A 26,347-nucleotide genomic window follows, 5' to 3' on the forward strand; every position below is an offset into this window, starting at 1 on the left:
CCTGATTTACGATGTGGGTATGGCGACCAAGCCCCCTACTCACGACATCGACGAATCGCGCGTACGCGTGACGGAACCGAAGAAGGTCGCCGTCGGCGTGCCGGCGGTTCTGCACGCCCTGCAGATCGCCAACGAGCAGATGGGTGTCGCGCGCAGCATCCAGACCCTTCTGCGGGTCAATCAGAAGGACGGCTTCGACTGCCCCGGCTGCGCGTGGCCGGAGGAGGACAAGCGGCACGTCGCCGAGTTCTGCGAGAACGGCGCGAAGGCGGTGGCTGAAGAGGCGACCGTGCGCCGCGTGGGTCCGGAGTTCTTCGCGCGGCACTCGGTGGCCGAGCTCGATGCCCACGACGACTGGTGGCTGGGGCAGCAGGGCCGCCTGACGCAGCCGATGCTGCTCGAAGACGGCGACACGCACTACCGCCCCATCTCGTGGGACGACGCCCTGCGCGAGATCGCCGACACGCTGCGCTCGCTCGACGACCCGGACGAGGCCGTCTTCTACACGTCGGGCCGCACGTCGAACGAGGCCGCATTCCTCTACCAGCTGCTCGTGCGCGGGCTCGGGACGAACAACCTGCCCGACTGCTCGAACATGTGCCACGAGTCCAGCGGCTCGGCCCTCACCGAGACGCTCGGCATCGGCAAGGGCACCGTCTCGATCGAGGACATGCACAAGGCCGATCTGATCATCGTGGCGGGCCAGAACCCGGGCACCAACCACCCGCGGATGCTGAGCGCGCTCGAGAAGGCCAAGAACAACGGCGCGACGATCGTGGCCGTCAACCCGCTGCCCGAGGCGGGCCTGATGCGGTTCGAGAACCCGCAGAACCCGCAGGGCGTGCTCCTGGGCGGCACGAAGCTCGCCGACCAGTTCGTGCAGATCCGCCTCGGCGGCGACCAGGCGCTCTTCCAGGCCATCGGCAAGCACCTGCTCGAGGCCGAGGAGAAGCACGGCGGCGTGATCGACCGCGCCTTCATCGAGGCGCACACCTCGGGCTTCGACGAGTACGCGGCGCAGCTGCGCGAGGTCACCTGGGACGAGCTCGTGGAGGCGACGGGCATCTCGGAAGGCTCTTTGCGGCACGTCGCCGAGACCGCCCGCACCTCGTCGGCGACGATCGTGTGCTGGGCGATGGGACTGACGCAGCACAAGCACTCGGTGCCGACCCTGCGCGACGTCGTGAACGTGCTGCTGCTGCAGGGCCACATGGGCCGTCCCGGCGCCGGCGTCTGTCCCGTCCGGGGTCACTCCAACGTGCAGGGCGACCGCACGATGGGCATCTACGAGAAGCCCGCCGAGGCCTTCCTCGAAGCCCTCGACGCCGAGTTCGGTTTCACCTCGCCCCGTGAGCACGGTTATGACACCGTCGAGGCGATCCGCGCGATGCGCGACGGCAAGGCCCGGTTCTTCATGGGCATGGGCGGCAACTTCGTCAGTGCGACGCCCGACACGCGCGTCGTCGAGAAGGCGCTGCGCAACACCGAGCTGAGCGTGCAGGTCTCGACCAAGCTCAACCGATCCCACGTGGTCACCGGGCGTCGGGCGATCATCCTGCCCACGCTCGGGCGCACCGACCGCGACAGCCGCGCCGGCGGCGAGCAGCGGGTGACCGTGGAGGACTCCATGGGCGCCGTGCACGCCTCGCGCGGACGGCTGCAGCCCCCGGCATCCGATCTGCTCAGCGAGGTCGCGATCGTCGCGCGCCTGTGCGGACTGCTCTTCGGCGCTGCCGACTCGCGCGCGTCGCGGCCGATCGCCGCTCCCGCCGGCGACATCGACCGGGGCCAGGCGGAGCGCACCGCTCCGGAAGAGGCGCATGGGCCGGATTCCGCCGGCACCGACAGTGCGAGCAATGTGCCGCACGCGGACTGGAAGGCGCTCGAGAGCGACTATCGCGGCATCCGCGATCACATCGCCCGGGTGGTGCCGGGGTTCGAGGACTACGACCTTCGGATCGCGAAGGGCCGCACGTTCTTCCTGCCGAACGGGCCGCGCGACGAGCTGCGGTTCGCGACGTCGACGGGCAAGGCGCGGTTCACGGGAAACCCGCTCGAGTACCCGCGCATCGCTGAGGGACGGCTGCTGCTGCAGACGCTGCGTTCGCACGATCAGTACAACACGACGATCTACGGCAAGGACGACCGGTACCGCGGCATCCACGACGGACGGCGCGTCGTGCTCGTCAATGCGGAGGACATCGCGGCTCTGGGCTTCGCCGATGGCGACATGGTCGACCTCGTCTCGGAGTGGCCTCGTGCGGACGGCGGTCTTGAAGAGCGCCGCGCCGAGGACTTCCGCATCGTGGCGTACCAGACACCCGTGGGCAACGCGGCGGCCTACTACCCCGAGACGAACGTGCTCGTGCCGTTGGATTCGACCGCGGATGTCTCGGGAACGCCGACCTCCAAGTCGGTGACGGTGCGACTGGAGCGCGCGAGCGGCGTCTGATGCAGACGGCGGCGCCCACGGGCCGAGAAGCAGCCCTGCGGGCGCAGCCCCGTGCCGACGGCGACGCGCCCCGGGCTCTCGTGATCGGATCGACCGGCTACGTCGGCGGGCGGCTCGTGCCGCGGCTGCTCGCCGCCGGCTATCGCGTGCGAGTGCTCGCGCGCAACGCCGAGCGCGTCGCGTCGGCCGACTGGGGCGATGACGTCGAGGTCGTGATCGGCGACGCGTCCGATCGGGATGCGGTCATCGCCGCCGTCGACGATGTCGACGTGCTCTACTACCTCGTGCACTCGATGGGTGGCGGGCGCTCGTTCGAGCAGACCGACCAGCAGGCCGCACAGACGGTGGCGGATGCCGCGGCATCCGCGGGCGTGGGACGCCTGGTCTATCTCGGGGGCCTGCACCCCGACGACGTGCCGTTGTCGCGGCACCTGCGCTCCCGGGTCGAGGTGGGCGAGGTGTTCCTCTCCTCGGGCGTGCCGTCGCTGGTGCTGCAGGCGGGCGTCGTGATCGGCTCGGGCTCGGCGTCGTTCGAGATGGTGCGGCACCTGACCGAGGTGCTGCCCTACATGCCGGCGCCGAAATGGGTTCGCAACCGCATCCAGCCGATCGCCGTGCGCGACGTGATGCACTATCTGCTCGGCGCTGCGCGCGTGGATGCCGATGTGAATCGCGCTGTCGACATCGGCGGCCCGGACGTGCTGCGCTACGGCCAGATGATGAACGGCTACGCCGTCGAGGCGGGGCTTCGCCAGCGCCCGATCGCGGCGCTGCCGGTGCTGACACCGGGTCTCGCGTCGCACTGGGTGAACGTCGTGACGCCGATTCCGCGCTCGATCGCGCGGCCGCTCGTCGAGTCGCTGCAGAACGAGTGCGTCGTCAAGAACCGTGCCGTCGACGAGCTGATCCCGCCTCCGGAGGGCGGGCTCACGCCGTATCGCCGGGCCGTCGCGCTCGCGCTGGGTCGCGAGAGAATCGGCGACGTCGAGACGAGCTGGCAGGATGCCGCGGTGCACCACGCTCCGAGTGATCCTCTGCCCGGCGACCCGGACTGGGCCGGCCGGGTGGTGTTCACGGATGTGCGCAGCGTCGAGACGTCCGCGCCGGCGGAGGATCTGTGGGGCGTGGTCGAAGGGATCGGCGGCGAGCGCGGCTGGTATTCCTGGCCGCTCGCGTGGGCCGTGCGCGGCTGGATGGACAAGATCGTCGGTGGTGTCGGCCTGCGGCGGGGCCGACGGCATCCGGATCGCCTCGCCGTGGGCGACGCGCTGGATTTCTGGCGCGTCGAGGACGTCGAGCGCGGGGGCGCGTCGGACCCGTCGCAGCTGCGGCTGCGGGCGGAGATGAAGGTTCCCGGACTCGCGTGGCTCGAGATGCGCGCCGTGCCGACCGATCGTGGCGCACGGTACGAGCAGCGGGCCGTCTTCTTTCCGCGAGGGCTCGCGGGGCGCCTGTACTGGCTGGCCGTGCTGCCTTTCCACGGCTTCATCTTCGCGGGCATGGCCAACCGCATCGTCGCGGCCGCCGAGACCGCGAAGGGTTCGCCCGCATAGGCTGAGGGCATGCATTCGTCGACGTCCAGACCGCTGCCGGCGGCGGTGATCACGGTGTCGGACCGCTCTGCGGCCGGGCTGCGGGAGGATCGCAGCGGGCCGGCGGCGGTCGAGTTGCTGCGCGCGGACGGGTGGACGACCGACGAGCCCGTCGTCGTCTCGGACGGCGCCGACCAGGTCGCAGCGGCGGTGCGTGCGGCGGTGGCCGCGGGGGTGCGGCTCATCGTGACGACGGGCGGCACGGGCGTGTCTCCCCGTGATCAGACCCCCGAGGGCACGTCGCGCGTGATCACGCGCGAGGTCCCCGGGCTCGCCGAGCATCTGCGGCGCATCGGTGCGGACGAGAAACCCGCCGGGATGCTCTCCCGCGGCCTGGCCGGCGTCGTCGACCCGCAGGGCGTGCTCGTCGTGAACCTGCCCGGATCGACGGCGGCCGTCACCACCGGCATCCCCGCCGTGCTCTCGGTCGCGCGCCACGTGATCGACCAGCTCGAGGGGGGCGACCACTGATGCCCGCTGCGGTGCGGCTGGCGCGCGTCAGCGCCGATCCTCTCGACCTCGACGCGCACCTGGAGGCCGTCGATGACGATGCGGCGGGCGCCGTCACGACCTTCGTCGGGCGCGTACGCGATCACGATCCGGATGCCGGCGGGTCCGTCGTCGCGCTCGAGTACACCGCGCACCCGGACGCCGAGTCCGGCCTCGCGCGCCTGGCCGCCGCCGCGATCGGCGACACCGCTGCGATCGTCGCGGTCAGTCACCGCATCGGGCGCCTCGCGGTCGGGGATGCCGCCGTGATCATCGCGGTCGCCTCGCCCCATCGAGCGGAGGCGTTCGAGGTCTGTCGCCGCGTGATCGAGACGATCAAGACCGATCTGCCGGTGTGGAAGCGTCAGGTCGAGGCCGACGGAACCACGGCCTGGAAGGGCCTCGGAGGGTAGTTTCGACCCGCGCGTTGCGCAACCGGGTGGCACGACCGAGGTCGTCTGTCAAGCGGGCGACCGATTCCGGTCGGTTCCTCTAGGGTGGTTCGACCATGACCGCTTTCGGGTCGTTCGTGTCGGTCCTTCCTCGCGGGAGGAACGAGAGTTTCGTCCCACTGCCACGACCGAACAGAGGAGCATGATGGCTATTCATCGCCGTACCGCCGCACGAACCGGCCTCGCTGCCGGCGCCGTCCTCGCCCTCGGGGCGCTCACCGCCTGCGGAGGCGGCGACGGAGGGGGAGACGGGGGTGACGCGGGAAGCACGCTCGAGCAGCTGCAGGAGCAGGGGACCGTGACGATCGCGATCGCCGACGAGCGCCCGTACTCCTGGATGGAGGGCGACGAGCCGCTCGGTGCCACGATCGCCATGCACGAGGAGATCTTCGGCAACCTGGGCATCGACGACATCCAGATCGAACAGGTCGACTGGAACTCCCTCATCCCGGGCCTGAACGCCGGTCGCTTCGACGTCATCAGCGCGGGGATGTCCATCCTCCCCGAGCGGTGCGAGCAGGCCGCGTTCAGCGACCCCGAGATCATGTACACGACCGCCCTGATGGTTCCCGAGGGCAATCCCCAGGGACTGACCGACCTTGATTCGGTCGTGGACGCCGGCGGGGACGTCGACCTCGCCGTGCTCTCGGGCGGCATCGAGGAGGGCTACGCCGAATCGCTCGGCATCGAGAACGTGCAGACCGTCTCGGACGCTCAGTCGGGGATGGATGCCGTCTCCAACGGCCGCGCCGATGCCTTCGCGATGACCGCGATCTCGCTCAACTGGATGGCCGAGAACAACCCGGATGCCGGCGTGGAGACCACCGACGCCTTCGTCCAGGTCATCGACGGCGTGGAGCAGGTGGGTGCCGGCGCGACGGTCTTCCGTCAGGACGACACGGAGCTGCTCGAGGCCTACAACGAGGAGCTCGCGAACATCACGGGCGACGAGGACGCCTACCTCGGCCTGGTGGGGGAGTACGGCTTCACGGCCGAGAACCTGCCTCCCGAGACGATGACCACGGAGCAGCTGTGCGCGGGGGACCTCGAGTAGGCATCACGCCTTCCGCACATGGACGCTAATCTCGACGCGCTCGGGGAGGCGCTGCCGCTGATCCTGGAGGGGATGTTCATCACCCTCCAGCTGACGGTAGGCGGCGCCGCCCTGGCGCTGGTGATCGCGGTGACGCTCGGGCTGCTCGCGCGGCAGCACAATGTCTTGCTGCGCGGCACCGCCCGGGTGATCATCGAGTTCTTCCGCGGCACCTCGCTGGTCGTGCAGCTGTTCTGGCTGTTCTTCGTGCTGCCGCAGCTCGGGGTGGAACTGCCCGCGATGCTGGTCGGCATCGTCGCGCTCGGACTGAACTACGGCGCATACGCCGCCGAGGTCGTGCGGGGCTCGATCAACTCGGTTGCCGCTGGGCAGTGGGAGGCCGCCACCGCGCTCAGCCTGTCCCCGGCGCAGCGGATGCGGCGGGTCGTCTTTCCGCAGGCGTGGGCGTTGATGATCCCCTCGCTGACCAACCTGCTGATCCACCTGCTCAAGGGCACGGCCATCGTGGGCTTCATCACGATCGCCGATCTGACGTTCCGCCTCGACCAGCTGCGCATCGAGACCAACACCTTCTTCGCCTACGGGGTCGGCCTGGTGATGTACTTCGGCATCGCGTACCTCTTGACGCTCGGCATGAACGCCCTCGAGGTGCACGCCAAGCACCGGCTGGGCCGCGGTGAATCCCTGCGCGAGGCGCTCAGCCTGCGCTCGCCCGACACGGGCGTGGCTTCCGGGCAGGCGAGATCATGAGCGGCTGGAGCTGGAACTGGGAGCTGGCCTGGGAGGCCCTGCCCGAGCTGCTGTACGCCTTCTTCACGGTGACGCTCGTCGTGACGGTGCTCAGCACCGCGATCGCCGCGGTCCTCGGCCTGTTCATCGCCATCCTGCGGCGGTCGGTGCCGCGGGCGGTGGACCGGATCATCAAGTTCATCGTCGACTTCATCCGCATGACGCCCATCGTCGTGCAGCTGCTGTTCGCCTACTACACCTTCCTCGACGTCGAGCCGATCACCATCGGCATCGTGGTCTTCGGCATCCATTACTCCACCTACATGGCCGAGGTCTACCGCGCCGGGATCGACGCGGTGCCGCGGGGGCAGTGGGAGGCGAGCACGGCGCTGTCGATGTCGACGCGCCGCACCTGGACCGCGGTCGTCATCCCGCAGGCGCTGCGCGCCACCGTGCCGGCGCTGGGCAACTACGCCATCTCGATGTTCAAGGACACCCCGTTCCTCCTCGCGATCGGCATCGTCGAGCTGGTGCAGGCGAGCCTGGCCTTCGGGGGCAGCCACTTCCGGTACGTCGAGGCCATCACCCTCGCCGGCCTCATCTTCCTGGCGGCGAGCTACCCGACCTCGCTGCTGATCAGCCGATTGGAGAAGCGCCTTGCCTTCCGATACTGAGCACGAACCCGCCATCCGCTTCGAGGACGTCGAGAAGCGCTACGGCGACAACGTCGTGCTCGACGGATTGACGTTCCAGGTCGCCAAGGGCGACCGGGTGACGCTGATCGGCCCGAGCGGATCGGGCAAGACCACGATCCTCCGGTTGCTCATGACGCTCGAGGAAGCCACCGGCGGCTACATCTACGTCGACGGCGAGCCGCTCACGCACGAGGAGCGGGACGGCAAGCGCGTGGCGCTCAAGGAGAAGCACCGCCGCCGCCTGCGCACCCGCATCGGCATGGTCTTCCAGCAGTTCAACCTGTTCCCGAACATGACCGTGCTCGAGAACCTCATCGAGGCACCCGTACACGTGCTCGGGATGCCGAAGGCCGATGCCGTGCAGAAGGCCGAGGGTCTGCTCGAGCAGGTCGGGCTGGCCGACAAGCGCGACGCGCATCCGCTCGAGCTCTCGGGCGGGCAGCAGCAGCGCGTCGCGATTGCGCGAGCACTGGCCATGGATCCCGAGGTCCTGCTGCTCGATGAGGTCACCTCGGCGCTCGACCCCGAGATCGTCGGCGAGGTGCTGGGAATCCTCCGCCACGTCGCCGAGACGACCGATATCACGATGCTGATCGTCACCCACGAGATGCAGTTCGCGCGCGACGTGTCGAACCGGGTGCTGATGTTCGACGGCGGCCGCATCGTCGAGGAGGCCGCGCCCGAGGTGATGTTCTCGAACCCCCGGGAGGAGCGCACGCGCAGCTTTCTGCAGGCCGTGCTGGGCGACGAGAGGTCGGGACGGTCGGACACCGAGCCGGTCTGAGGCGGCGACGGGCGAGAAGACCGGTGCCGCCGCCGACGCGCCGTACCGGAGCCGGCACCGCCGGCGTGTTCAGGGCATCACCGGTATTTCGAGTCACTGCGGCCGACACTCTGCCGGAGTAGGGTGCCCCGGGTGGAGTGAACCGTGCCGGATGCCGTCGCCCAAGGTGCTGACGGTGGACTTGGAGGTCTATGAGGTTTGTGAAGGTCGTGGCCGGCGTCGTCGGGGGAGTCGTGCTCGCGATGTTCCTGACCGCGAGCGTCGGGATCCTCTCGCTTCAGGCGATGGGCCGTGAGGTGGGCGGAGTCTTCGACCTGAACAACGAGCTGGTCTCGATCAGACCCCCGTCGATACCGGTCCTCGAGTATGCGGGGATGGCCCTCTGTGGCGCCGCGGTGTTCTTCGTGGTCGGCGTTTGGGCGCGCCGAATTGGGCGCGGCATCCGCTGGGGTCTGTGGGTGGGCTTCGTGGCGGCATCGATCACCGTGGTCGTGTGGTCCCTCATCGTCGATTTCGAGACGGGGCCCGCGGGCGCGGAACCCTCGAGCTTCGCCCTCGAGGGATGGCCGGGCTGGCTGGAGTACGGCGGCACCAACCCGGCGGTGCACCTGCTGATCACCATCGTTCTCGTCTGCGCGGCCGTCGATCTGGTGGACGGCAGGCGGTGGCGGGCCGCACCGTCGGTCGGCCGAAACACCGGCGCCGCGAGCGACGCACCGTAGGGGCGCCGGGCTCGGCGGTGTGTCCGGCGACTCGCCGGTGTTTTGGGGCAGCAGGGGCGGGAGCGCCCCGGGCCTCAGCCGCCGGCGAAGGGCGGCAGGATGTCGACGACGGCATCCGTCGCCAGGGGCGTGTCGTCCTCGACCCGGGAGCCGCCGACGAGCACGGCGCAGCGGGGCAGGATGCCGGTGAGTCCGGGGTGCTCGGTCAGCAGCGCCTCGCGCAGGGCCCCGACGGTGGCTTCGCCGCGGGCCTCCTCGTCGCGGCCGACCGCCTCCTCGGCGGCGGCGAAGTATCGAACGCGCGCCATCAGGCCTCGTCCTCGGCCCACTGCGCCGACAGCGCCGTGACGGCCTCGACGGCCTCGCGCACCTGCTCCGGGGTGCCGCCCGCGCGCCCGGCCACGAGCCCGGCGGCGAAGGCGCTGAACGGTGCGGCGGGGCGTGCGACGTCATTGGCCACGTCGCGCGCGAGATCCAGGATCAGGCTGATGGGCAGGTCGTCCTCGGCCAGTCCGAACCGCTCGCGCAGTGCGGCTGCCCAGGCGTCGAGGGCCTCGGGGGGAAGGGTGCGGGGTTCTTCGGTCGCCATGGTTCGCTCCGTCTCCGGCGCGCGGGCGAGCCGGCGCGCCTGGTAGAAATCCTCCCACGTATCCACGTCGCCGGTCGCGCCCGCGGCATCCGCGACGAGCGCGAGCGAGAGTCCGGCGGTCAACGCACGCATCGGCGCGTTGCGGCCTGCATCGCTGAGCGCCCCCGCGGCCCGGCGCACGGACGCGGTGCGGTAGACGGCGGTGAGCCACTGCGTGCGGCCGGCGGCATCCACGAGGCAGGCGCCGTCGGATGCCGGGGCAGCGGCGGTCAGCGCCCGCACGGCCTCGCCGGCACGCGGCAGGTCGCACGCCAGCACGAGCACGCGCTCGGCCTCGATGTGCGCGAGCGCCGCCAGGATCCCCGCGACCGGCCCGCCGAAGGGCGGGTGCTCGCGCACCCACGTCACGCGCGGGTCATCGTTCAGCTGCTCGGAGGCGACGATGATGCGCTGGGCCCCGGCATCCGCCGCCGCGTCGATCGCCCGCGCGAGCAGGGTACGCCCGTCGATCTGCAGCAGCGGCTTGGTCGCACCGCCCAGGCGCGACGCGCGGCCGCCCGCGAGCAGGATCGCGTCGAGGTCGCCCATGGCGCGCCTACTCGCCAGGGCGGGTCCAGGCGCCCGAGCGGCCGCCCTCTTTGGCGGTGATGCGCAGGTTCTCGATCGAGCTGGACTTGTCGATGCCCTTGACCATGTCGACGATCGCGAGTGCGGCGACGCTGACGGCGGTGAGCGCCTCCATCTCGACGCCCGTGCGGTCGGCGGTGCGCACCGTCGCCTCGATCTCGACACCGTCGTCGGTGATGTCGAGATCGACGACCGCGCCGTGCACGCCGATGATGTGGGCCAGCGGCAGCAGCTCCGCGCACTTCTTGGCGCCCTGGATGCCGGCGATCCGCGCGACGGCCAGCACATCGCCCTTCGGGGCGGTGCCGCTGCGCAGGGCCTCGATCACGTGCGGCGCGCAGCGCACCATCCCGCGGGCGGTCGCGGCGCGGACGGTCGGCTGCTTCTCGGTCACATCGACCATGCGGGCGTGGCCGGCGGCATCCAGGTGCGTGAAGCTCATGTGATCAGCATGACATCGACCGGGTCGCCCGGTTCGACCGCGTCGACGTCGGCGGGCACGACCGCATAGGCCTCCGCGCGAGCCAGGCCCCCGGCCAGATGCGATCCCGAGCCGCCGGCGGTCGCGGGACCCACTCGCCAGCCCGCCGGGTCGGCGCGGTCGATGGCCGCGGGAAGGTACTGACGGCGCCCGGGCGGGGTGCGCCATCCGGTCGCGGCGGTGAGGCGGAGGAGCGGCCGGCGGATGTCGCGGCGCCCCTGCATCGCCAGCAGCGCCGGGCGCACGAACATCTCGAACGACACCGCCGAGCTGACGGGATTGCCCGGCAGGCCGAAGAACAGGGTGCCGTCGGCCAGTCGGCCGAACGCCTGCGGCTTTCCGGGCTGCATCGCGACCTTCACGAAGTCCACCTCGCCGCCTGACGAGAGCGTGTTCTTGACCACCTCGTACGCGCCGGCGCTGACCCCGCCCGAGGTGACGATGACGTCGGCACCGGCCTCGCGTGCCCGCTCGAGGATGTCGAGGAACGCGGCATCCGTGTCGTCGACGCTGGCGGTGAGCACGACGTCGGCGTCGGCGGCGCGGGCGAGCTCGGTGAGCAGGATGGAGTTGGACTCCGGGATCTGTCCTCGTCGAAGCGTCGCGCCGGGTGCCGCCAGCTCCGAGCCGGTCGAGACGACGGCGACGCGAGGCCGCCGGTGGGCGGTGACCGTCGCGACTCCGGATGCCGCGGCCGCAGCGAGCTGGAACGGCCCGAGGCGTTCGCCCGCCGCCACGATGGTGTCGCCGATGCCCGCGTCGCCGCCGCGGCGGCGGATGTGGGCGCCGAGCGACCGGGGGGCGCGGGTGACGCGGGCGGATTCGAGCGAGTCGTCGAGCCCGCCGGCGGTGTCCTCGAACGGCACGACCGTGTCGGCGGCGGCGGGCAGGGGGGAGCCGGTCATGATCCGCGCCGCCTCTCCCGCTGCCAGGGGCGGGTCGAGCTCGGTGCCGGCGGGCAGGTCGGCGACGACCCGCAGGATGACGGGCGCGTCGTCGGATGCCGAGGCCACATCGTGGTGGCGCACGGCGAATCCGTCCATCGCCGAGTTGTCGAACACCGGGATGTCCACACGTGCGCACACCGGCTCGGCGAGCGTGCGGCCGGCTGCGGCGGCCAGGGCGACGTCGGAGGCGCCGAGCAGGGGGGCTGCCTCGAGCACCGCGGCGAGGTGCTCTTCGACGGAGCGCAGCGCGTCGCTCACGCGCGTCCGCCTGCGTCCGTTGCCGTGCCGGCGCCGGAGAGCGCGCTGGTGCCGACGGTTTGCCGCTCCGCTCCGGTGTCGCGGATCGACGTCGACGGGCGCGTGGCGGGTCGGTCAGCGACAGGCGAGCGGGGGGTGGAGGAGGGCGCGGGCGAGGGCGCGGTCGGTGCGGAGGATGGCCAGGCGTCCATCCCGCCGGCGAGGACGACCGCGTCGACGCCGGCCGCGAGCAGGGCGCGGGCGGCGCGCTGCGCACGGGCACCCGCCTGGCAGATCACGACGCTCGGTGTGCGGGCGCCGTCGGGCGGGGCGGCCGCGGCCGGGTCCGCCAGCAGGGTCATCAGCGGCACGTGTCGGATGCCGGCAATCGCGCCGCGGTCCAGCTCCGAGGCTTCGCGCACGTCGATGAGGTCGGGCGCCGTGCCGTTCTCGACGGCGGCGGCGAGGGTGCCGGCGTCGACGCGGGCCGGTTCGGGGGTCGCCCGGACGGGGGTGGGGGAATCCTCCGCGGGCGACGCCCCCGCGGCATCCGCCCCCGCGTGTGCCTGCCTCGGCCGCAGCGGCACCTCGCGCTGGCGGGCCCGCAGCCCGTCGATCACGAGCACGCGGCCGAGCAGCGGCTCGCCGATCCCCGCGATGAGCTTGACCGCCTCGATCGCCAGAAGCGAGCCGACCTGCAGGCACAGGGCGCCGAGCACGCCGACATCGGCGCAGGTGGGCACGTCGCCGACGCTGCCCGCGGGGTACAGATCGCCCAGACGCACGGCGGGGCTTTCCGCGGGCGGCGCGGACCAGAAGACCGTCACCTGCGCGTCGAACTCCTGCACCGTGCCCCACACCAGCGGGATGCCGAGGGCCTCGGTGGCGGCGGCGACGGCCTCGCGGGTGTCGAAGGTGTCGGTGCCGTCGATCACCAGGTCGGCGCCCCGCAGCATCCGCTCGGCATTGGCGGGCGTGAGTCGCTCCGCGTAGGTGATGACGACGGTCTCGGGCGAGAGGCCGGCCGCGGCGGCGCGGGCGCTGTCGACCTTGCGCTGCCCGACCGCGGCGAGCGAATGGATCACCTGTCGCTGCAGGTTGGACGCCTCGACGATGTCGTCGTCGATGATCGTGAGGGTGCCGACGCCGGCGGCCGCGAGCGCCAGGATGACGGGCGAGCCCAGTCCGCCGGCTCCGACGATGGCGACGTGCGCGGCGGCGAGCCGGCGCTGCCCGATCTCGCCGAGGGAGAGCAGGCTGGCGTGGCGCGCGGTGCGGGCGCGCTCGGCGTGGCTGAGCGCGGCGACGGGGTCGACGAGCGGCGGCAGGGGCATTCCTCCAGGGTACGCCGGGAGCGAGCGCGAGGCCCGGCTCGTCCGCGGCCTGGCGCAGCGGGTCAGGACCGGCGCCGAACGGGGGCGAACCCGCAGGATCGGAGATTTCAGGGTGAGAGATCCGCGGATGCGGCTACCATTGTCGTCATGCCCGCCTACAAGATCGCCGAGGCCGCTCGCCTGCTCGGCGTCAGCGACGACACCGTGCGCCGGTGGATCGAGCAGGGTGCCCTGCCCACGACGGGAGCGGTTCCGGCGGAGGTCCCCGGTGCCGCGCTCGCGGAACGTGCCGTCGCGGTCGCCCGTGCGGCGGAAGATGCCGGCGACCGGCTCTCGAGCGCTCGCAACCGCTTCGTCGGCCTGGTGACGCGCCTGCAGGTCGGCGACGTGATGGCGCAGGTCGACATCCAGGCCGGCCCGCATCGCGTCGTCTCGCTGATGTCGTCGGAGGCCGTGCGCGAGATGCGGCTGGAGGTCGGTTCGCTCGCCGCCGCCGTCGTCAAGGCCACCACCGTCATCGTCGAGACCCCCGCCTCGTGAGGCGGCGGGGTTCGCGCGGATGGGGCGTCGTGGCCGCTGTGGCGCTCGGCCTGGCCGTTCTCGGCGGCTGCGCGGCATCCCCGGCTGCCGATGAAGCCGCCGGTTCCCCCGCCACGCTGACCGTGTATGCCGCGGCATCCCTGCAGGCGGCGTTCGACGAGATCGCCGATGATTTCGAGACAGCGCATCCCGAGATCGATATCCTGCCCCTCGTGTATGACGGATCGAGCACGCTGGCGACGCAGATCGTCGAGGGCGCGAGCCCCGACGTGTTCGCCTCGGCGGACGAGGCCAATATGCGGGCCGTGCAGGATGCCGGACTCGGCGATCCGGCCACGGTGTTCGCGACGAACACGCTCGTCATCGCCGTGCCTGAGGGAAACCCGGCCGGCATCATGAGCCTGCCCGACCTGTCCGACCCCGGGGCGACGGTGGTGCTCTGCGCTCCGGAGGTCCCGTGCGGCCATGCGTCCGCGCAGCTGCTCGAGCGCGCCGGCGTCGACCTGACTCCCGCCAGCCTCGAGCAGAGCGTCACGGCCGTCGCGACCAAGGTCGCCGTCGGTGAGGCCGACGCCGGCCTGATCTACACCACGGATGTCGCGACGCGCTCCGGCATCGAGGCGATCACCCCGCAGGGCGCGGATGCCGTCGTCAACCGCTATCCGATCGCGGCCCTCGCCGGCTCCCGGCATCCCGAGGCCGCCCAGGCCTTCGTCGACTTCGTGACCGGGCCCGAGGGCCGCGACGTGCTGGCACGATACGGGTTCGGCGCGCCGTGAGGGGCGGATCGTGATCGGCGGCCGCGCGCAGAGCCCCGGGTTCGTGCCGCGGATCCTGATGGTGCCGGCGCTGCTGGGGCTGGCGCTGCTGGTGGTGCCGCTCGGCGCTCTCGTCGCGCGCGTGCAGTGGGCGACGCTGTGGAGCGACATCACCGCACCGGCGGCGCTGCAGGCGCTCGGGCTCTCGCTCGGCACGGGTCTTGTCGCGACGGTCGTGTGTGTGCTGCTCGGGGTGCCGCTCGCGCTCGTGATCGCACGGGCGGGCTCGCGCATCGCGGGTCTGCTGCGCGTGCTGGTCACGGTGCCGCTGGTGCTGCCGCCCATGGTGGGCGGCGTCGCCCTGCTCTTCCTGTTCGGGCGCACGGGGCCCCTCGGCCAGGCTCTGGCCGAGTGGGGGGTGCAGATCCCGTTCACCACGACCGCCGTGATCATCGCCCAGGTGTTCGTCGCGCTGCCCTTCCTCGTGCTCGCCCTCGAAGGGGCGCTGCGCACCTCGGGCGTGGAGTACGAGCGTGCAGCGGCTACCCTCGGCGCCGGCCGGTGGCGCACGCTCTGGCGCGTCACGTTGCCGCTGGCCACGCCGGGTCTTGTCGCGGGCGTCATCCTCTGTTTCGCCCGCGCGGTCGGCGAGTTCGGCGCCACGGCGCTGTTCGCCGGCAACGCCCCCGGGGTCACCCAGACGATGCCGCTGGCCATCTACACCGCCTTCAACGGCGCCGGTGTGGAGCAGGGCACGGCCGTCGCGCTGTCGCTGCTGCTGCTCGTGACCGCCCTCGTCGTGCTGCTGCTCGTGCGCGGCTGGCGTCAGGGGGTGGCCCGGTGACGGGAGCGGAACTCTCGGCGCGGATCGCCATCGCGCGGCCGTCGCTGCGGATCGAGGCCGCGATCGACGCGCAGCCCGGCGAGGTGGTCGCCATCATGGGGCCGAGCGGTGCCGGAAAATCGAGCCTGCTCGGCGCCATCGCGGGACTCGTGCGCTTCGACGCGGGCACCGTGCGCATCGGCGACCGCGTCGTCGCGACGACCGAGAAGCCCCGCCGGCACCTGCCGCCCGCGCAGCGCGGTGCCGTGCTGCTGGGGCAGGAGCCCCACCTGTTCCCGCACCTGACGGCCCGCGAGAACGTCGCGTTCGGACCGCGGGCCGCCGGCATCCCGCGCCAGGTCGCCCGCGCCGAGGCCGACGAGTGGCTGTGGCGCGTGGGCCTGCCGGGAAGCGGCGGGCAGAAGCCCCGCGAGCTCTCGGGCGGGCAGCAGCAGCGGGTCGCGGTGGCGCGAGCGCTCGCGACGGGGCCGCAGCTGCTGCTGCTCGACGAACCCCTCACCGCGCTCGACCCCGAGACCGCCGCCGAGATCCGCGCGATGCTGCACGATCAGCTCACCGTGACGCGCTCGACCGCCGTGATCGTGACACACGACGCGGTGGATGCCGCGGCCCTCGCCTCGCGCCTGATCATCCTCGAGGCCGGGCGGGTCACCCAGCGCGGCGACGTGCGCGACGTGCTGAGTGCGCCCGCCACGCGATTCGCGGCGACCGTGGCGGGGCTGAACCGTCTGGAGGGCGTCGCCGACGGCGGCCTGTGGCGCGCGCCGGGCGGCGGGGTCGATGTGCTGATTGCCGCCGAGGACGAGGCGTCGCGCCGGGCGGCGGGCGATGAGGGCGCGCCGCTGGCCGCGGTGTTCCGGCCGTCGGCGGTGCGGCTGGTGCCGGCGGGCGAGTCGACCTGGACGGGCGCGCTGCGCCTGGCCGAGGCCGAGGCCGCCGTGCCCGGGGAGTGGCTCGCGCGCATCGTGCGGATCGAGCAGACGCCGGCGGGCGCCCGCATCCACACCGCCGACCCCGCCGTGGCGGTCGACGTCGCTCCGGACGAGATCGTCGCGGGGCGGCTCGCGCCGGGGATGCCCGTGCGCCTGCGCGTCGCCCCGGCCGACGTCCGTCTGCAACACGTCGGGCCTTAGCCGACCCGTTGCGCGCGCTCTTCTCTGCCGTTGTGGCTGCACTTTTCGGCCGCGGCGGCGCCGATTCCTGGCGCCGGCGCCGAAAAGTGCAGCCGCGGGGAGGACCGGGCGGGACGTCCGGGGTGAAAGCCTGCTCGGTGCGGCCCCAGACCCGTCGGGGCTGCACTTTTCGGCTGCGGCGGCGCCTATTCCTGGCGCCGGCGCCGAAAAGTGCAGCCACAACGGGGGTGGAGAACAGGGGTGGGGAACAGGGGTGGGAGCGCGGGGCGAGGGCGGGGTGGTGTCAGGGCTGCGCGGTCAGACGGCCGTCGGCCAGCCGCAGGCGGCGGTCGATCAGCCCCGCCGGCACGTCGACGTGCGAGATCAGCACCACGGCGCGGTCGGCCGGCACGGCTCGAAGCAGGTCGACGAGCAGGGCGTCGGATGCCGCGGCATCCACCCCCGCGGTCGGCTCGTCGAGCACGAGCACCGCGAAGTCGGCCAGCACGGCGCGGGCCAGCGCCAGCCGCTGGGCCTGGCCGCCCGAGATCAGCGCACCGCGCTCGCCGACCCGCGCGTCCAGGCCGCCGCGCTGCTCGACCCAGTCGTCGAGCCCGACCCGGGCGAGCACGGCGCGCAGCTCATCGTCGGTCGCCGTGTCGCGGGCGAACAGCAGGTTCTGGCGGATGTCCTCGTCGAAGATCATGGGCCGCTGCTCGCACAGCCCCACCGTGCGGCGCACGTCGTCACCGGCGAGGCGGGACACCGGCGTCCCGCCGATCTCATACGTGCCCTCGGTGTCGAGAAACCGCACGAGCACGTGGGCGAGCGTGGATTTGCCCGCCCCGCTCGAGCCGACGACCAGCAGCCGCTCGCCGGGCTGCACGTCCAGGTCGAGTCCCCGCAGCGCGGGGGTGGCCGCTCCCGGCCAGCGGGCCGTGATGCCGCGCAGACGCAGTCCGTCGCCCAGGGCGGGCGCCGCGCCGGTCGGCGGGGCGTCGTCGTGGACGAGCCCGTCGGGAAGATCCGCGGGTACGGCCTCGGCGATCCGTCCGGCGCTCGCCCTCACCTGGCGCCACGCGGCGGCGGCCAGCGGAACGGCGGCGAACACCTCGAACACGGCCATCGGAACGAGCACCGCGACGGCGAGGCCGGGGGCGCCGAGCGCTCCCGTCGCCACCGCGGGGGCGGCGACCGCGACCGCGGCGACCGAGGCGAGGCCCGCGAGCAGCGAGACCAGGGCGGCCGAACCTGCCTGCGCGGCGGCCCGGCGCACCGCGGCGCGGCGCACGGCGGCGTCGGCCACGCGGATGCGTTCGCGACTGCGCGCCTCGGCGCCGTAGGCGATCAGCACGTCGAGGCTGCCGAGATGATCGAGCACGGCGTCGGCGAGCCGCGCACGCAGCGGCGCCAGCGCGCGCTCGGCGCGGGCGCCGAAGGCCCATCCCCAGCCCGTCGCGACGGCGCCGGCGCCGACCAGGCACGCCAGCAGCGTGAGGGCGGCGGGCGGTGAGACGACGGCGACGAGCACCACCGCGCCGACGGCGACGAGCGCGGATGCCGCGAGGGGCTGCACGACCCGCAGGGGAAGGTTCTGCAGGTCATCGACGTCGTCGACGAGCGCGCCGAGCACCGAGCCCCGACGCGTCTGGCCGAGGCCGTCGGGTGCCAGCGGAATGAGCCGGCGCACCATGTCCGAGCGTGTCGCGGCGAGCTGGCGCAGCGCGGCGTCGTGACCCGCGAGCCGCTCGAGGTAGCGGAACCCGGCGCGGGTCAGGGCGAACAGCCGCACCCCGACGACCGCCACCGAGATCGCGAGCAGGAACGGCTGCTCGCTGGCGCGCACGATCAGCCAGGCGCTCACGGCCAGCAGCGCGACCGCCGACGCCTCGGAGAGGAATCCGGATGCCGCAGCCGGCCAGAACCGTCGCAGCGGCGGCATCGCGCGCTTCAGCACGCCGCGTGCGTCGGTGGCCGCCCCGCGTGCGTCGGTCGCGGGCCGCAGCGCGGAGCCGCGGGCGCTCACACCGTCACCCCCTCCGGCTGCATCCGCACGACGGCGTCGGCGCTCGCGCGCGCGCTGATCCGGTGCGAGACGAGGATGATGGCGGCGCCGGCATCCGCGAGCTCACGCAGGCTTCGCCAGAGCGCGGCCTCGGTGTCACGGTCGAGGGCCGCACTAGGTTCGTCGAGCGCGATGACGGGTGCGGCGTCGCTGCGCAGGTGGCGGTACAGGGCGCGCGCCACGGCGACGCGCTGCGCCTGTCCGCCCGAAAGCCCCGAGCCCTGCGCTCCCAGCTCGAATGCGGGGGAGATCTCGCCGGCGCGGGCCATGTCGAGGGCGCGGCGCACGAGCGCGTCGTCGGGGTCGTCGTCGCCGAGGGAGACGTTCGCGGCGACGGATCCGCCGACGAGGCCCGGCTGCTGTCCGGCCCACGCCAGCCAGTGCGCGGGGGCGAGGGTGCGGATGTCGCGCCGCCCCAGCATCGCGGTCCCGTCGAAGGCCGCCGCGCCGCGCAGTGCGGCCAGCACGCTGGACTTGCCGGCCCCACTCGGCCCCTCGAGCAGCACCAGCTCGCCCGGGCGCACGGTGAGGTCGACGGGAGCCAGCATCCGCTCGCCGCGGCGCACCTGCATCCCGCGAACGCGCAGTGCGGCATCCGCGCGTGCGCCGGCGTGCCCATTCCCGTCGGCCTGCTCACCCCCACCGGTCGCCAAGGATTGTCGCTCGGGGGACTCGGAGGCGACGTTCTGTGGCGACCCGTGGGGAGGGGTGGGTGCGCCCGCGGCACCGGCCGCGGCGTCGAGCACCGCGAATACGTCGTCGGTCGCCGCCACGCCCTCCGCCGCGGCGTGGAACTGCACCCCCACCTGCCGCAGCGGCAGATACGCCTCGGGCGCGAGCAGCAGCACGAACAGCCCGACCGTCAGCGTGAGCGAACCCTCGAGCAGCCGGAACCCGATCGACACGGCGATGATCGCCACCGAGATGCTCGCCAGGAACTCCAGAGCGAAGCCCGAGAGGAACGACACCCGCAGCACCTTCATCGTCTCGGCCCGGTACCGCTCGGTGACCGTGTCGATGGATGCCGCGGCGCGGTGCTGCCGGCCGAACACCTTGAGGGTGCCGAGGCCCTGCACGGTGTCGGCGAAGCGCACGGCGAGGTGCTGCAGCGTCTGCCACTGGCGCCGCTGCACGGCTCGGGTGGCGAGGCCGATGAGGATCATGAAGATCGGGATCAGCGGGAGGGTGAGCAGCACCGTCAGGCCGCTGATCCAGTCGGCCCACCACATCACGAGCACGATGATCGGCGTCGCGATCGCCGTCTGCACCAGCTGCGGCAGGTACCGGCCGATGTAGGCGTCGAGGGCTTCGAGTCCGCGCCCCGCCGTCACCGCGAGCGCGGCGGAGCTGCGGCCCTCGAGCCATCCGGGCCCCAGGCGTCCGACGGCGCCGATCACGGCGTCTCGCAGCTGCGACTGCACGCGCGCCGACGCGCGCGCGGCCACCTGCTCCCGTCCCCACAGCAGCGTCGCCCGAACGGCGACCACCCCCGCCAGGGCCGTGAGCGTCGCGGCGAGCTCGGATGCCGGCATCCCCTCGATCGCGCCGGTGATCGCGCGCGTGAGCAGCCAGGCGAACGCGACGATGACGACGGTCTGCAGCAGGGCGAAGGCCGCGAGCGCCACGAAGAGCCAACGGGATGCGCGGGCGTACCGCAGCAGCCGTGGATCCACCGGGGGCGTGCGCGCGGGCGGCGCGCCCCCCGCATCCGTCACATCACCCACAGCGGTCGAGGGTACCGGTGCCGGGGTCAATGCGCCTGCGCGGCGGCCTTCTCGATGTGCGCGCGCGAGACCCGGCGCCGGAACACCCAGTAGGTCCAGCCCTGATAGGCCAGCACGAGCGGCAGGAAGATCAGCGCCGCCCACGACATGATCGTGAGGGTGTAGTCGGTGCTCGATGCGTTCTCGATCGTCAGGCTGAAGGCCGGGTCGGTCGAGGAGGGCATCACGGCGGGGTAGAGGGCGAACCACAGGGTGCCCACGGCCGCCACGACCGTCGCTGCGGCGAAGCCGAACGCCCAGCCCTCGCGATCGCGCAGGTTCGCGCCGACCGAGAGGATGAGCAGCACCGCCGCCGCTCCGGCCAGCACCATCACGGGCACCCCGGGGTGGGCCAGCACGGTCCACAGCAGGAACGCCGCCGCGACGACGATGGTGAGCAAACCTGCGCGGGCGGCGAGGCGGCGGGCATCGTCGTGCACCTGGCCGTCGGTCTTCAGCGCCACGAAGCTGACGCCGTAGGTGAAGAACAGCAGCAGGGTCGTCGCACCGCCGAGCAGCGCATACGGGCTCAGCAGGGTGAACAGGGTGCCGGTGAACTCGAAGTCCTCGTCGATCGGCACGCCCTGCACGATGTTCGCGAACGCGACGCCCCACAGCAGTGCGGGCACGGCCGAGCCGACGACGATCATCGTGTCGAACCGCTTCTTCCAGCGCAGGTCGTCGCGCTGATGCCGGTACTCGAACGACACTCCCCGGGCGATGAGCGCGAGCAGGATGATCAGCAGCGGCAGGTAGAAGCCGCTGAACAGCGTGGCGTACCACTCGGGGAACGCCGCGAACAGGCTCGCTCCCGCGACGATCAGCCACGTCTCGTTGAGGTCCCAGACCGGTCCGATTGTGTTGATGATCTGCCGGCGCCCGATGTCGTCCCTGCCGAGGAAGGGCAGCGACATCCCGACGCCGAAGTCGAATCCGTCGAGCACGAAGTAGCCGATGAAGAGGAATCCGATGATCCAGAACCACAGGTATGCGAGATCCATGGCTGCCTCCTAGTAGACCGTCGTCTGGGGTGTGCGGGCGTCGTCGTGCTCGTCGTCGGGATCGGGATCGGGGTCGGGACCCTTCTGCGCGGCCTTGACGATGAGGCCGAACTCGACCACGGCCAGCGCGGCGTAGATCAGGGTGAACGAGGCGAGCGAGATCAGCACCGTCCACCCCGGCACGCGCGGTGAGACGCCGTCCTCGGTGAACATGAGGCTGAAGACGATCCAAGGCTGACGACCCATCTCGGTGAAGACCCACCCGACGAGGCTGCCGAGCAGCGGCAGCGGCGCCGACCAGATCGCGAGGCGCCACATCCAGGGCCGCACGGGGCGGGTGGCCTTCTTGCGCGTGATCCACAGGCCCGCGAGCGAGATCAGCGCGGCCGCACCGCCGAGGCCCATCATCCAGCGGAACGACCAGTAGGTCACCCAGATGATCGGCATGTAGCTGACGCCCTCCCCGAACTGCGTCTCGTACTGCGCCTGCAGATCGTTCAGCCCCTCGACGCAGCCGTCCAGGCTGTGGGTCGACAGGAACGACAGCAGGTACGGCACGCGCAGCGACCACACCTCCTCGGACCCGTCGGGTGTGCCGATCGAGAACAGCGAGAACGACGCATCCGCGCCGCAGGCCGAGTCCCACATGGCTTCGGCCGCGGCCATCTTCATAGGCTGTGTCGCGACCATCGCCAGGCTCAGCTGGTCGCCGCTGACGGCGACGCCGGCGAACGAGACGATCATGAACCAGAATCCGAACCGCAGCGACGAGCGCATCGTGTCGAGATGCTGCCCGCGGGAGAGGTGCCATGCCGAGACGGCGATCATGACCGCGGCAGCGAACATCCACGCCGAGAAGATCGTGTGCGGGAACGCGGCGAGCACGATGGGATTGGTCAGCACCGCGCCGAAGTCGATCAGCTCGGCGCGTCCGCCGTCGGCCGCCATCTGGAACCCGACGGGGTTCTGCATGAACGCGTTCGCGGCGAGGATGAAGTACGCCGAGAGGGTCGAGCCGAGCACCACCATCCACATCGACAGCAGGTGCAGCAGGCGCGGCAGACGGTCCCAGCCGAAGATCCACAGCCCGATGAACGTGGCCTCGAAGAAGAAGGCCATCAGCCCCTCGAACGCCAGCGGGGCGCCGAAGACGTCCCCGACGAACCGCGAGTAGGCCGACCAGTTCATGCCGAACTGGAACTCCTGCACGATGCCCGTGACGACGCCCATCGCGAAGTTGATCAAGAAGATCTTGCCGAACAGCCGGGTCAGGTGCAGCCACTTGATGTCGCCGGTGCGGTACCAGACCGTCTGGAAGATCGCGACGACGAGCGCCATGCCGATCGTGAGGGGCACGAACAGGTAGTGGTACAGGGTCGTCAGGCCGAATTGCCATCTCGCCAGGAGGAGGGGATCGAGCAACTCCACGGCAGGACTCCGATCGCTCAGGGGGCGGTTCGCGATCACGTTAGCATGTGGTCTGACCACACCGGATGCGGGTTTCTCGACATCGAGATTCCCGCAAGACAACGGCGTCGCGCCGTCGGTCGAGCCGTGAATAATCGCGTCCGCCTCCGGCCCGGACCGCCCTCGGTCCGGACTAGGCTCGGTGCATGTCCGGCCAGAGAAACGGTGCGATCGTTGTGCGTATAGGCGGAGGGCGCGCGTGAGCGCGGTGCCCGTCACGATCGGCACGCGGATGCCGCCACCGGCCGTATCCGCCGACGCCCCCGCATCCGGCGCCCTGCTCGACACGCACGGCCGCGTGCACCGCGACCTGCGCATCTCGCTGACGGACCGCTGCTCTCTGCGGTGCACCTACTGCATGCCCGAACAGGGCAACGAGTGGCTGGCGAAGACCAGCATCCTGACCCTCGACGAGATCGAGCGGGTGGCGCGGATCGCCGCGGCCGCCGGCGTGACGACCTTCCGGCTGACGGGTGGGGAGCCGCTGCTGCGTACCGACATCGTCGAGATCGTGCGCCGCCTGGCCCGCATCGAGGGGCCGGAGGGGCATCCCGAGATCGCCATGACCACCAACGGCATCCGCCTGCCCGAGGTGCTGCCCGACCTGATCGACGCCGGGCTGTCGCGTGTGAACATCAGTCTCGACACGGTGCAGCGCGAGCGTTTTCGCGAGCTGACCCGGCGGGACCGGCTCGATGACGTTCTCGCCGGCATCGCGGCCGTGCAGGCCTCGCCGCTGCGCCCGCTCAAGATCAACGCCGTCGCGATGCGCGGGGTCAACGACGACGAACTCGTCGATCTGGTCGAGTTCGCGGTCGCCCACGACGCGCAGATGCGCTTCATCGAGCAGATGCCGCTGGATGCCGGGCACACGTGGGACCGCGCGAGCATGGTCACCCGCGACGAGATCCTCACTGCGCTCGGCGAGCGGTGGTCGCTCGCGCCCGTGCCGGGACGCGGCGGCGCTCCCGCTGAGCGCTGGATGCTGGACGGCGGCGAGCACACGGTCGGTGTGATCGCGTCGGTCACGGCGCCGTTCTGCGGCGACTGCGACCGGCTGCGGCTGACCGCCGACGGCCAGCTGCGCAACTGCCTGTTCTCGACGACCGAGTACGATCTGCTCCCGATCCTGCGGGCGGATGCCCCGGGGTCGTTGAGCGAGCGAGGCGAGACGAAACGGGACACCGACCTCGACGCGATGCTGCGCTCCTGCGTGCGCGGCAAGCTGCCCGGTCACGCGATCAACGACCCGTCGTTCCTGCAGCCCGCGCGCGGCATGAACGCGATCGGCGGCTGAGCGGTCCCGGCATCCCACCGCGGGATTAGCATGGCGGGATGGGCCGCATCACCGCGCGCAGGCCGATCACGCGCATCACCGTCGGCACGGAGGAGGGCGACCGCGTCGCCCGTCGCTCCGACACCCTCACGGTCGAGGAGCCGCTCGAGATCCGTGTCGGCGGCACGTCGCTCGCCGTCACGATGCGCACGCCCGGCGCCGACGTCGAGCTCGCCGCCGGCTTTCTCGTCTCGGAGGGCGTGATCTCGCGCGGCGACCAGTTCCGCAGCGCGATCCACTGCGGCGGCCCCGGCACGGGCGGCCCGCTGGCCGGCCAGACCGAGAACACCTACAACGTGCTCGACGTCTCGCTCGCCCCGGGCGTGCCGCTGCCGGACCCCGACATGGCGCGCAACTTCTATACGACCAGCTCCTGCGGCCTATGCGGCAAGGCCTCCATCGACGCGGTCGAGACGGTCTCGGCCTACGACGTGTCGCGGGATGCCGCGGTGCTCGATGCCGCAACCCTCACGGGCTTTCCCGACCGCCTGCGCGCGGAGCAGGCGGTGTTCGACAAGACCGGGGGACTGCACGCGGCGGGGCTGTTCGACGCCGCCACGGGCGAGCTCGTCGTGCTGCGCGAGGATGTCGGGCGCCACAACGCCGTCGACAAGGTCGTCGGGTGGGCCGTGCTCAACGACCGTCTGCCGCTGTCCGGTCACGTGCTCATGGTCTCGGGCCGCGCCAGCTTCGAGCTCGTGCAGAAGGCGGTGATGGCCGGCATCCCGATGCTCACCGCCGTCTCGGCGCCGTCGTCGCTCGCGGTCGAGCTGGCGGCCTCGTCGGGCCTCACGCTCGTCGGCTTCCTGCGGGGCGCGTCGATGAACGTCTACACCGGCGCCGACCGCATCCGCGTCTCGGAGGCCGAGGCGGTGGCGACCGCGCCCTGAGTCAGTCGTCGTCCATCTCGCTGAGCACCTCGAACGGCGACTCGACGTCGCCTCGCCAGGCTTCGATCCCCTCGCGCACGGCGAGTGCGGCGACCACCAGCGCGGCGACCGAATCGGCCCACCACCAGCCCAGCAGGCTGTTCAGCAGCAGCCCCACGAACACAGCCCCCGAGAGGTACACGCACAGCAGCAGCTGCCGGGCATCGGCGAGCACGCTCCGCGAGCCCAGCTCGCGGCCCGTGCGGGTCTCGTACCAGGCCAGCAGCGGCATGACGACGAGGCTCAGGGCCGTGATCCCGAGTCCGAGCGGGCTGTGCGCCGGAGCATCCTGTGCGACGAGGCCCCATACGGCATCCACGGCGACGTACGTCGCGAGGGCGAAGAACGCCACCGCGATGGCGCGCACGGTCGCCTTCTCCCAGCGCTCCGGATCGGCGCGGGTGAACTGCCATGCCACGGCGGCGGCCGAGAGCACCTCGACCGCCGAGTCCAGCCCGAATCCGATCAGCGCGACCGACGAGGCCATCACACCCGCAACGAGGGCGACGACCCCCTCGATGACGTTGTAGGCGATGGTGAACGCGACGATCAGACGCACCCGGCGATGCAGGCGTTCGCGCCGCGCGGGCGTCACCGTGCTCACAGGTTCGCCCCGCAGCATCCGGGCACGGTGCAGGCGGGATCCACGCAGGGGGCGCTCTCATTCACGGCGAGCGCGACGTCCATGGTGCTGACCATTCGGCGGCGAACCGTCAGCTCGAGGTCAGCTGCACGACGCACTGCGCGGGGTCGCAGGAGGGGTGCATGCCGTCGACGTGCAAGGGCCCGCGAGCGCCGCTGAGCACACCCTCCATGATCGCCAGATGCACGGTGCACAGCGTGTCGCGGTGGCCGGACTGCGCCGAGGCGTGCGGGCACGGCGACAGGTCGATCGTCAGGGCTGTCTCGTCGACGAGCGGGTCGAAGCCGGACTCGGCGAGGTGGTCGACGATGGCGTCGATCTGGTGCACGGCCTCGGTGCCCAACTCGGTGGCCGGAGCGCCGGATGCCATGCTCGTCCACGGCATGACCCGGCGCATCAGGTCGCCGCGCTCCGCGGCTTCGCGCGCCTTGCGGCGCAGCACGGAGCTCGAGGTGTCGGCTTCACCGGTCGCGGCGCTGAAGAGCACGCGCGGTCGGCCGCGGGTGGTGCGCCGCTCGGTCTCGCGCACGACGTGCCCGGCTTCGACCAGTCGGTCCAGATGCTCGCGCACAGTGTTCGCGTGCAGGCCCGTCGCCGCAGCGAGTTCGGCGATCGTACGCTGCGGGGCACGCTGCACGAGGTGGAGGATCTCGACGCGACTGTAGCTCGAGATCGCGCTGTAGGTGCCGCTCGTGCCGACCATGC

26 protein-coding genes are annotated in these 26,347 nt (G+C 71.9%); 15 read left to right on the top strand and 11 right to left on the bottom strand.

The genetic code is table 11. From position 1 onward, the window contains the following. Positions 1 to 19 precede the first annotated feature (19 nt). From M4I32_RS08510 to M4I32_RS08550, 9 genes are all read left to right on the top strand, one after another. Positions 20 to 2,452 carry an FdhF/YdeP family oxidoreductase gene (locus tag M4I32_RS08510; RefSeq protein ID WP_319034145.1) on the top strand — a complete coding sequence of 811 codons (2,433 nt, stop codon included), beginning with the start codon at positions 20 to 22 and terminating at the stop codon, positions 2,450 to 2,452. Continuing rightward, positions 2,452 to 4,005, top strand: a complete 1,554-nt coding sequence (locus M4I32_RS08515; RefSeq protein WP_319034051.1) for an SDR family oxidoreductase — start codon at positions 2,452 to 2,454, stop codon at positions 4,003 to 4,005. The genes M4I32_RS08510 and M4I32_RS08515 overlap by 1 nt, the downstream gene beginning before the upstream one ends. A gap of 9 nt (positions 4,006 to 4,014) precedes the next feature. Next, positions 4,015 to 4,515 (top strand): MogA/MoaB family molybdenum cofactor biosynthesis protein, encoded by a 501-nt coding sequence (locus tag M4I32_RS08520; protein WP_319034052.1) that lies wholly within the window; start codon positions 4,015 to 4,017, stop codon positions 4,513 to 4,515. After that, complete coding sequence (locus M4I32_RS08525) at positions 4,515 to 4,946, top strand: molybdenum cofactor biosynthesis protein MoaE (protein WP_319034053.1); 432 nt, start codon at positions 4,515 to 4,517, stop codon at positions 4,944 to 4,946. The genes M4I32_RS08520 and M4I32_RS08525 overlap by 1 nt, the downstream gene beginning before the upstream one ends. 184 nt (positions 4,947 to 5,130) lie before the next feature. Beyond that, entirely contained in the window at positions 5,131 to 6,039 is a 909-nt protein-coding gene (locus tag M4I32_RS08530; RefSeq protein WP_319034054.1) for a transporter substrate-binding domain-containing protein, read from the top strand. Between the two features lie 18 nt (positions 6,040 to 6,057). Next, complete coding sequence (ehuC, locus tag M4I32_RS08535) at positions 6,058 to 6,789, top strand: ectoine/hydroxyectoine ABC transporter permease subunit EhuC (RefSeq protein WP_319034055.1); 732 nt, start codon at positions 6,058 to 6,060, stop codon at positions 6,787 to 6,789. Continuing rightward, positions 6,786 to 7,442 (top strand): ectoine/hydroxyectoine ABC transporter permease subunit EhuD, encoded by a 657-nt coding sequence (gene ehuD / locus M4I32_RS08540; protein ID WP_319034056.1) that lies wholly within the window; start codon positions 6,786 to 6,788, stop codon positions 7,440 to 7,442. Before ehuC ends, ehuD begins: the two co-directional genes overlap by 4 nt. Beyond that, a complete protein-coding gene (gene ehuA / locus M4I32_RS08545; RefSeq protein ID WP_319034057.1) occupies positions 7,426 to 8,247 on the top strand; it encodes an ectoine/hydroxyectoine ABC transporter ATP-binding protein EhuA in 822 nt (273 codons plus the stop codon). The genes ehuD and ehuA overlap by 17 nt, the downstream gene beginning before the upstream one ends. Before the next feature lie 191 nt (positions 8,248 to 8,438). Beyond that, positions 8,439 to 8,969, top strand: a complete 531-nt coding sequence (locus tag M4I32_RS08550) for a hypothetical protein (protein WP_319034058.1) — start codon at positions 8,439 to 8,441, stop codon at positions 8,967 to 8,969. Between the two features lie 74 nt (positions 8,970 to 9,043). Here the strand turns inward: M4I32_RS08550 and M4I32_RS08555 are convergent, their stop codons facing one another. From M4I32_RS08555 to M4I32_RS08575, 5 genes are read right to left on the bottom strand one after another with little or no spacing between them, the layout of a single operon-like run. Further along, complete coding sequence (locus M4I32_RS08555) at positions 9,044 to 9,277, bottom strand: MoaD/ThiS family protein (protein ID WP_319034059.1); 234 nt, start codon at positions 9,275 to 9,277, stop codon at positions 9,044 to 9,046. Beyond that, a complete protein-coding gene (locus M4I32_RS08560; RefSeq protein ID WP_319034060.1) occupies positions 9,277 to 10,146 on the bottom strand; it encodes an NTP transferase domain-containing protein in 870 nt (289 codons plus the stop codon). The genes M4I32_RS08555 and M4I32_RS08560 overlap by 1 nt, the downstream gene beginning before the upstream one ends. Positions 10,147 to 10,153: 7 nt before the next feature. Beyond that, positions 10,154 to 10,627, bottom strand: coding sequence for a cyclic pyranopterin monophosphate synthase MoaC (gene moaC / locus M4I32_RS08565; RefSeq protein WP_319034061.1), 474 nt, complete (start codon positions 10,625 to 10,627; stop codon positions 10,154 to 10,156). Further along, positions 10,624 to 11,871 (bottom strand): gephyrin-like molybdotransferase Glp, encoded by a 1,248-nt coding sequence (glp, locus tag M4I32_RS08570; RefSeq protein ID WP_319034062.1) that lies wholly within the window; start codon positions 11,869 to 11,871, stop codon positions 10,624 to 10,626. The genes moaC and glp overlap by 4 nt, the downstream gene beginning before the upstream one ends. Then, positions 11,868 to 13,184, bottom strand: a complete 1,317-nt coding sequence (locus M4I32_RS08575; RefSeq protein ID WP_319034063.1) for a HesA/MoeB/ThiF family protein — start codon at positions 13,182 to 13,184, stop codon at positions 11,868 to 11,870. The genes glp and M4I32_RS08575 overlap by 4 nt, the downstream gene beginning before the upstream one ends. A 147-nt stretch (positions 13,185 to 13,331) precedes the next feature. Here M4I32_RS08575 and M4I32_RS08580 point away from each other — a divergent pair, with 147 nt between their 5' ends. The 4 genes from M4I32_RS08580 to M4I32_RS08595 are packed head-to-tail and all read left to right on the top strand — an operon-like array spanning position 13,332 to position 16,459. Next, positions 13,332 to 13,724, top strand: coding sequence for a TOBE domain-containing protein (locus M4I32_RS08580; protein WP_319034064.1), 393 nt, complete (start codon positions 13,332 to 13,334; stop codon positions 13,722 to 13,724). Between the two features lie 29 nt (positions 13,725 to 13,753). Further along, positions 13,754 to 14,503 carry a molybdate ABC transporter substrate-binding protein gene (gene modA / locus M4I32_RS08585; protein ID WP_319034065.1) on the top strand — a complete coding sequence of 250 codons (750 nt, stop codon included), beginning with the start codon at positions 13,754 to 13,756 and terminating at the stop codon, positions 14,501 to 14,503. A gap of 58 nt (positions 14,504 to 14,561) precedes the next feature. Then, a complete protein-coding gene (locus M4I32_RS08590) occupies positions 14,562 to 15,326 on the top strand; it encodes an ABC transporter permease (RefSeq protein WP_319034146.1) in 765 nt (254 codons plus the stop codon). Beyond that, the gene (locus M4I32_RS08595) at positions 15,323 to 16,459 is read left to right on the top strand and encodes a sulfate/molybdate ABC transporter ATP-binding protein (protein WP_319034066.1); all 1,137 of its coding nucleotides are present in this window, start codon (positions 15,323 to 15,325) and stop codon (positions 16,457 to 16,459) included. Before M4I32_RS08590 ends, M4I32_RS08595 begins: the two co-directional genes overlap by 4 nt. Before the next feature lie 283 nt (positions 16,460 to 16,742). Here M4I32_RS08595 and cydC read toward each other — a convergent pair whose 3' ends face one another. From cydC to M4I32_RS08615, 4 genes are all read right to left on the bottom strand, one after another. Further along, positions 16,743 to 18,380, bottom strand: coding sequence for a thiol reductant ABC exporter subunit CydC (gene cydC / locus M4I32_RS08600; RefSeq protein ID WP_319034147.1), 1,638 nt, complete (start codon positions 18,378 to 18,380; stop codon positions 16,743 to 16,745). An 80-nt stretch (positions 18,381 to 18,460) separates the two neighbouring features. Further along, entirely contained in the window at positions 18,461 to 20,227 is a 1,767-nt protein-coding gene (gene cydD, locus M4I32_RS08605) for a thiol reductant ABC exporter subunit CydD (protein WP_319034067.1), read from the bottom strand. 26 nt (positions 20,228 to 20,253) lie between these two features. Further along, on the bottom strand, positions 20,254 to 21,267 hold the full coding sequence (cydB, locus tag M4I32_RS08610; RefSeq protein WP_319034068.1) for a cytochrome d ubiquinol oxidase subunit II: 1,014 nt from the start codon (positions 21,265 to 21,267) through the stop codon (positions 20,254 to 20,256). A gap of 9 nt (positions 21,268 to 21,276) precedes the next feature. Then, complete coding sequence (locus M4I32_RS08615; RefSeq protein WP_319034069.1) at positions 21,277 to 22,695, bottom strand: cytochrome ubiquinol oxidase subunit I; 1,419 nt, start codon at positions 22,693 to 22,695, stop codon at positions 21,277 to 21,279. Positions 22,696 to 22,933: 238 nt separating this feature from the next. On the opposite strand from M4I32_RS08615, the gene moaA reads away from it, so the two are divergent. Beyond that, positions 22,934 to 24,031 carry a GTP 3',8-cyclase MoaA gene (moaA, locus tag M4I32_RS08620; protein ID WP_413466801.1) on the top strand — a complete coding sequence of 366 codons (1,098 nt, stop codon included), beginning with the start codon at positions 22,934 to 22,936 and terminating at the stop codon, positions 24,029 to 24,031. A 38-nt stretch (positions 24,032 to 24,069) separates the two neighbouring features. Continuing rightward, the gene (gene fdhD / locus M4I32_RS08625; protein ID WP_319034070.1) at positions 24,070 to 24,960 is read left to right on the top strand and encodes a formate dehydrogenase accessory sulfurtransferase FdhD; all 891 of its coding nucleotides are present in this window, start codon (positions 24,070 to 24,072) and stop codon (positions 24,958 to 24,960) included. 1 nt (position 24,961) lies between these two features. On the opposite strand, the gene M4I32_RS08630 is transcribed toward fdhD, so the two are convergent. Beyond that, positions 24,962 to 25,621 carry a cation transporter gene (locus M4I32_RS08630; RefSeq protein WP_319034071.1) on the bottom strand — a complete coding sequence of 220 codons (660 nt, stop codon included), beginning with the start codon at positions 25,619 to 25,621 and terminating at the stop codon, positions 24,962 to 24,964. Positions 25,622 to 25,712: 91 nt separating this feature from the next. Next, positions 25,713 to 26,345, bottom strand: coding sequence for a helix-turn-helix transcriptional regulator (locus tag M4I32_RS08640; RefSeq protein ID WP_319034072.1), 633 nt, complete (start codon positions 26,343 to 26,345; stop codon positions 25,713 to 25,715). Positions 26,346 to 26,347 lie beyond the last annotated feature (2 nt).

The sequence above is a fragment of the Microbacterium sp. LRZ72 genome (genome assembly GCF_033792225.1).
Lineage (GTDB): Bacteria > Actinomycetota > Actinomycetes > Actinomycetales > Microbacteriaceae > Microbacterium.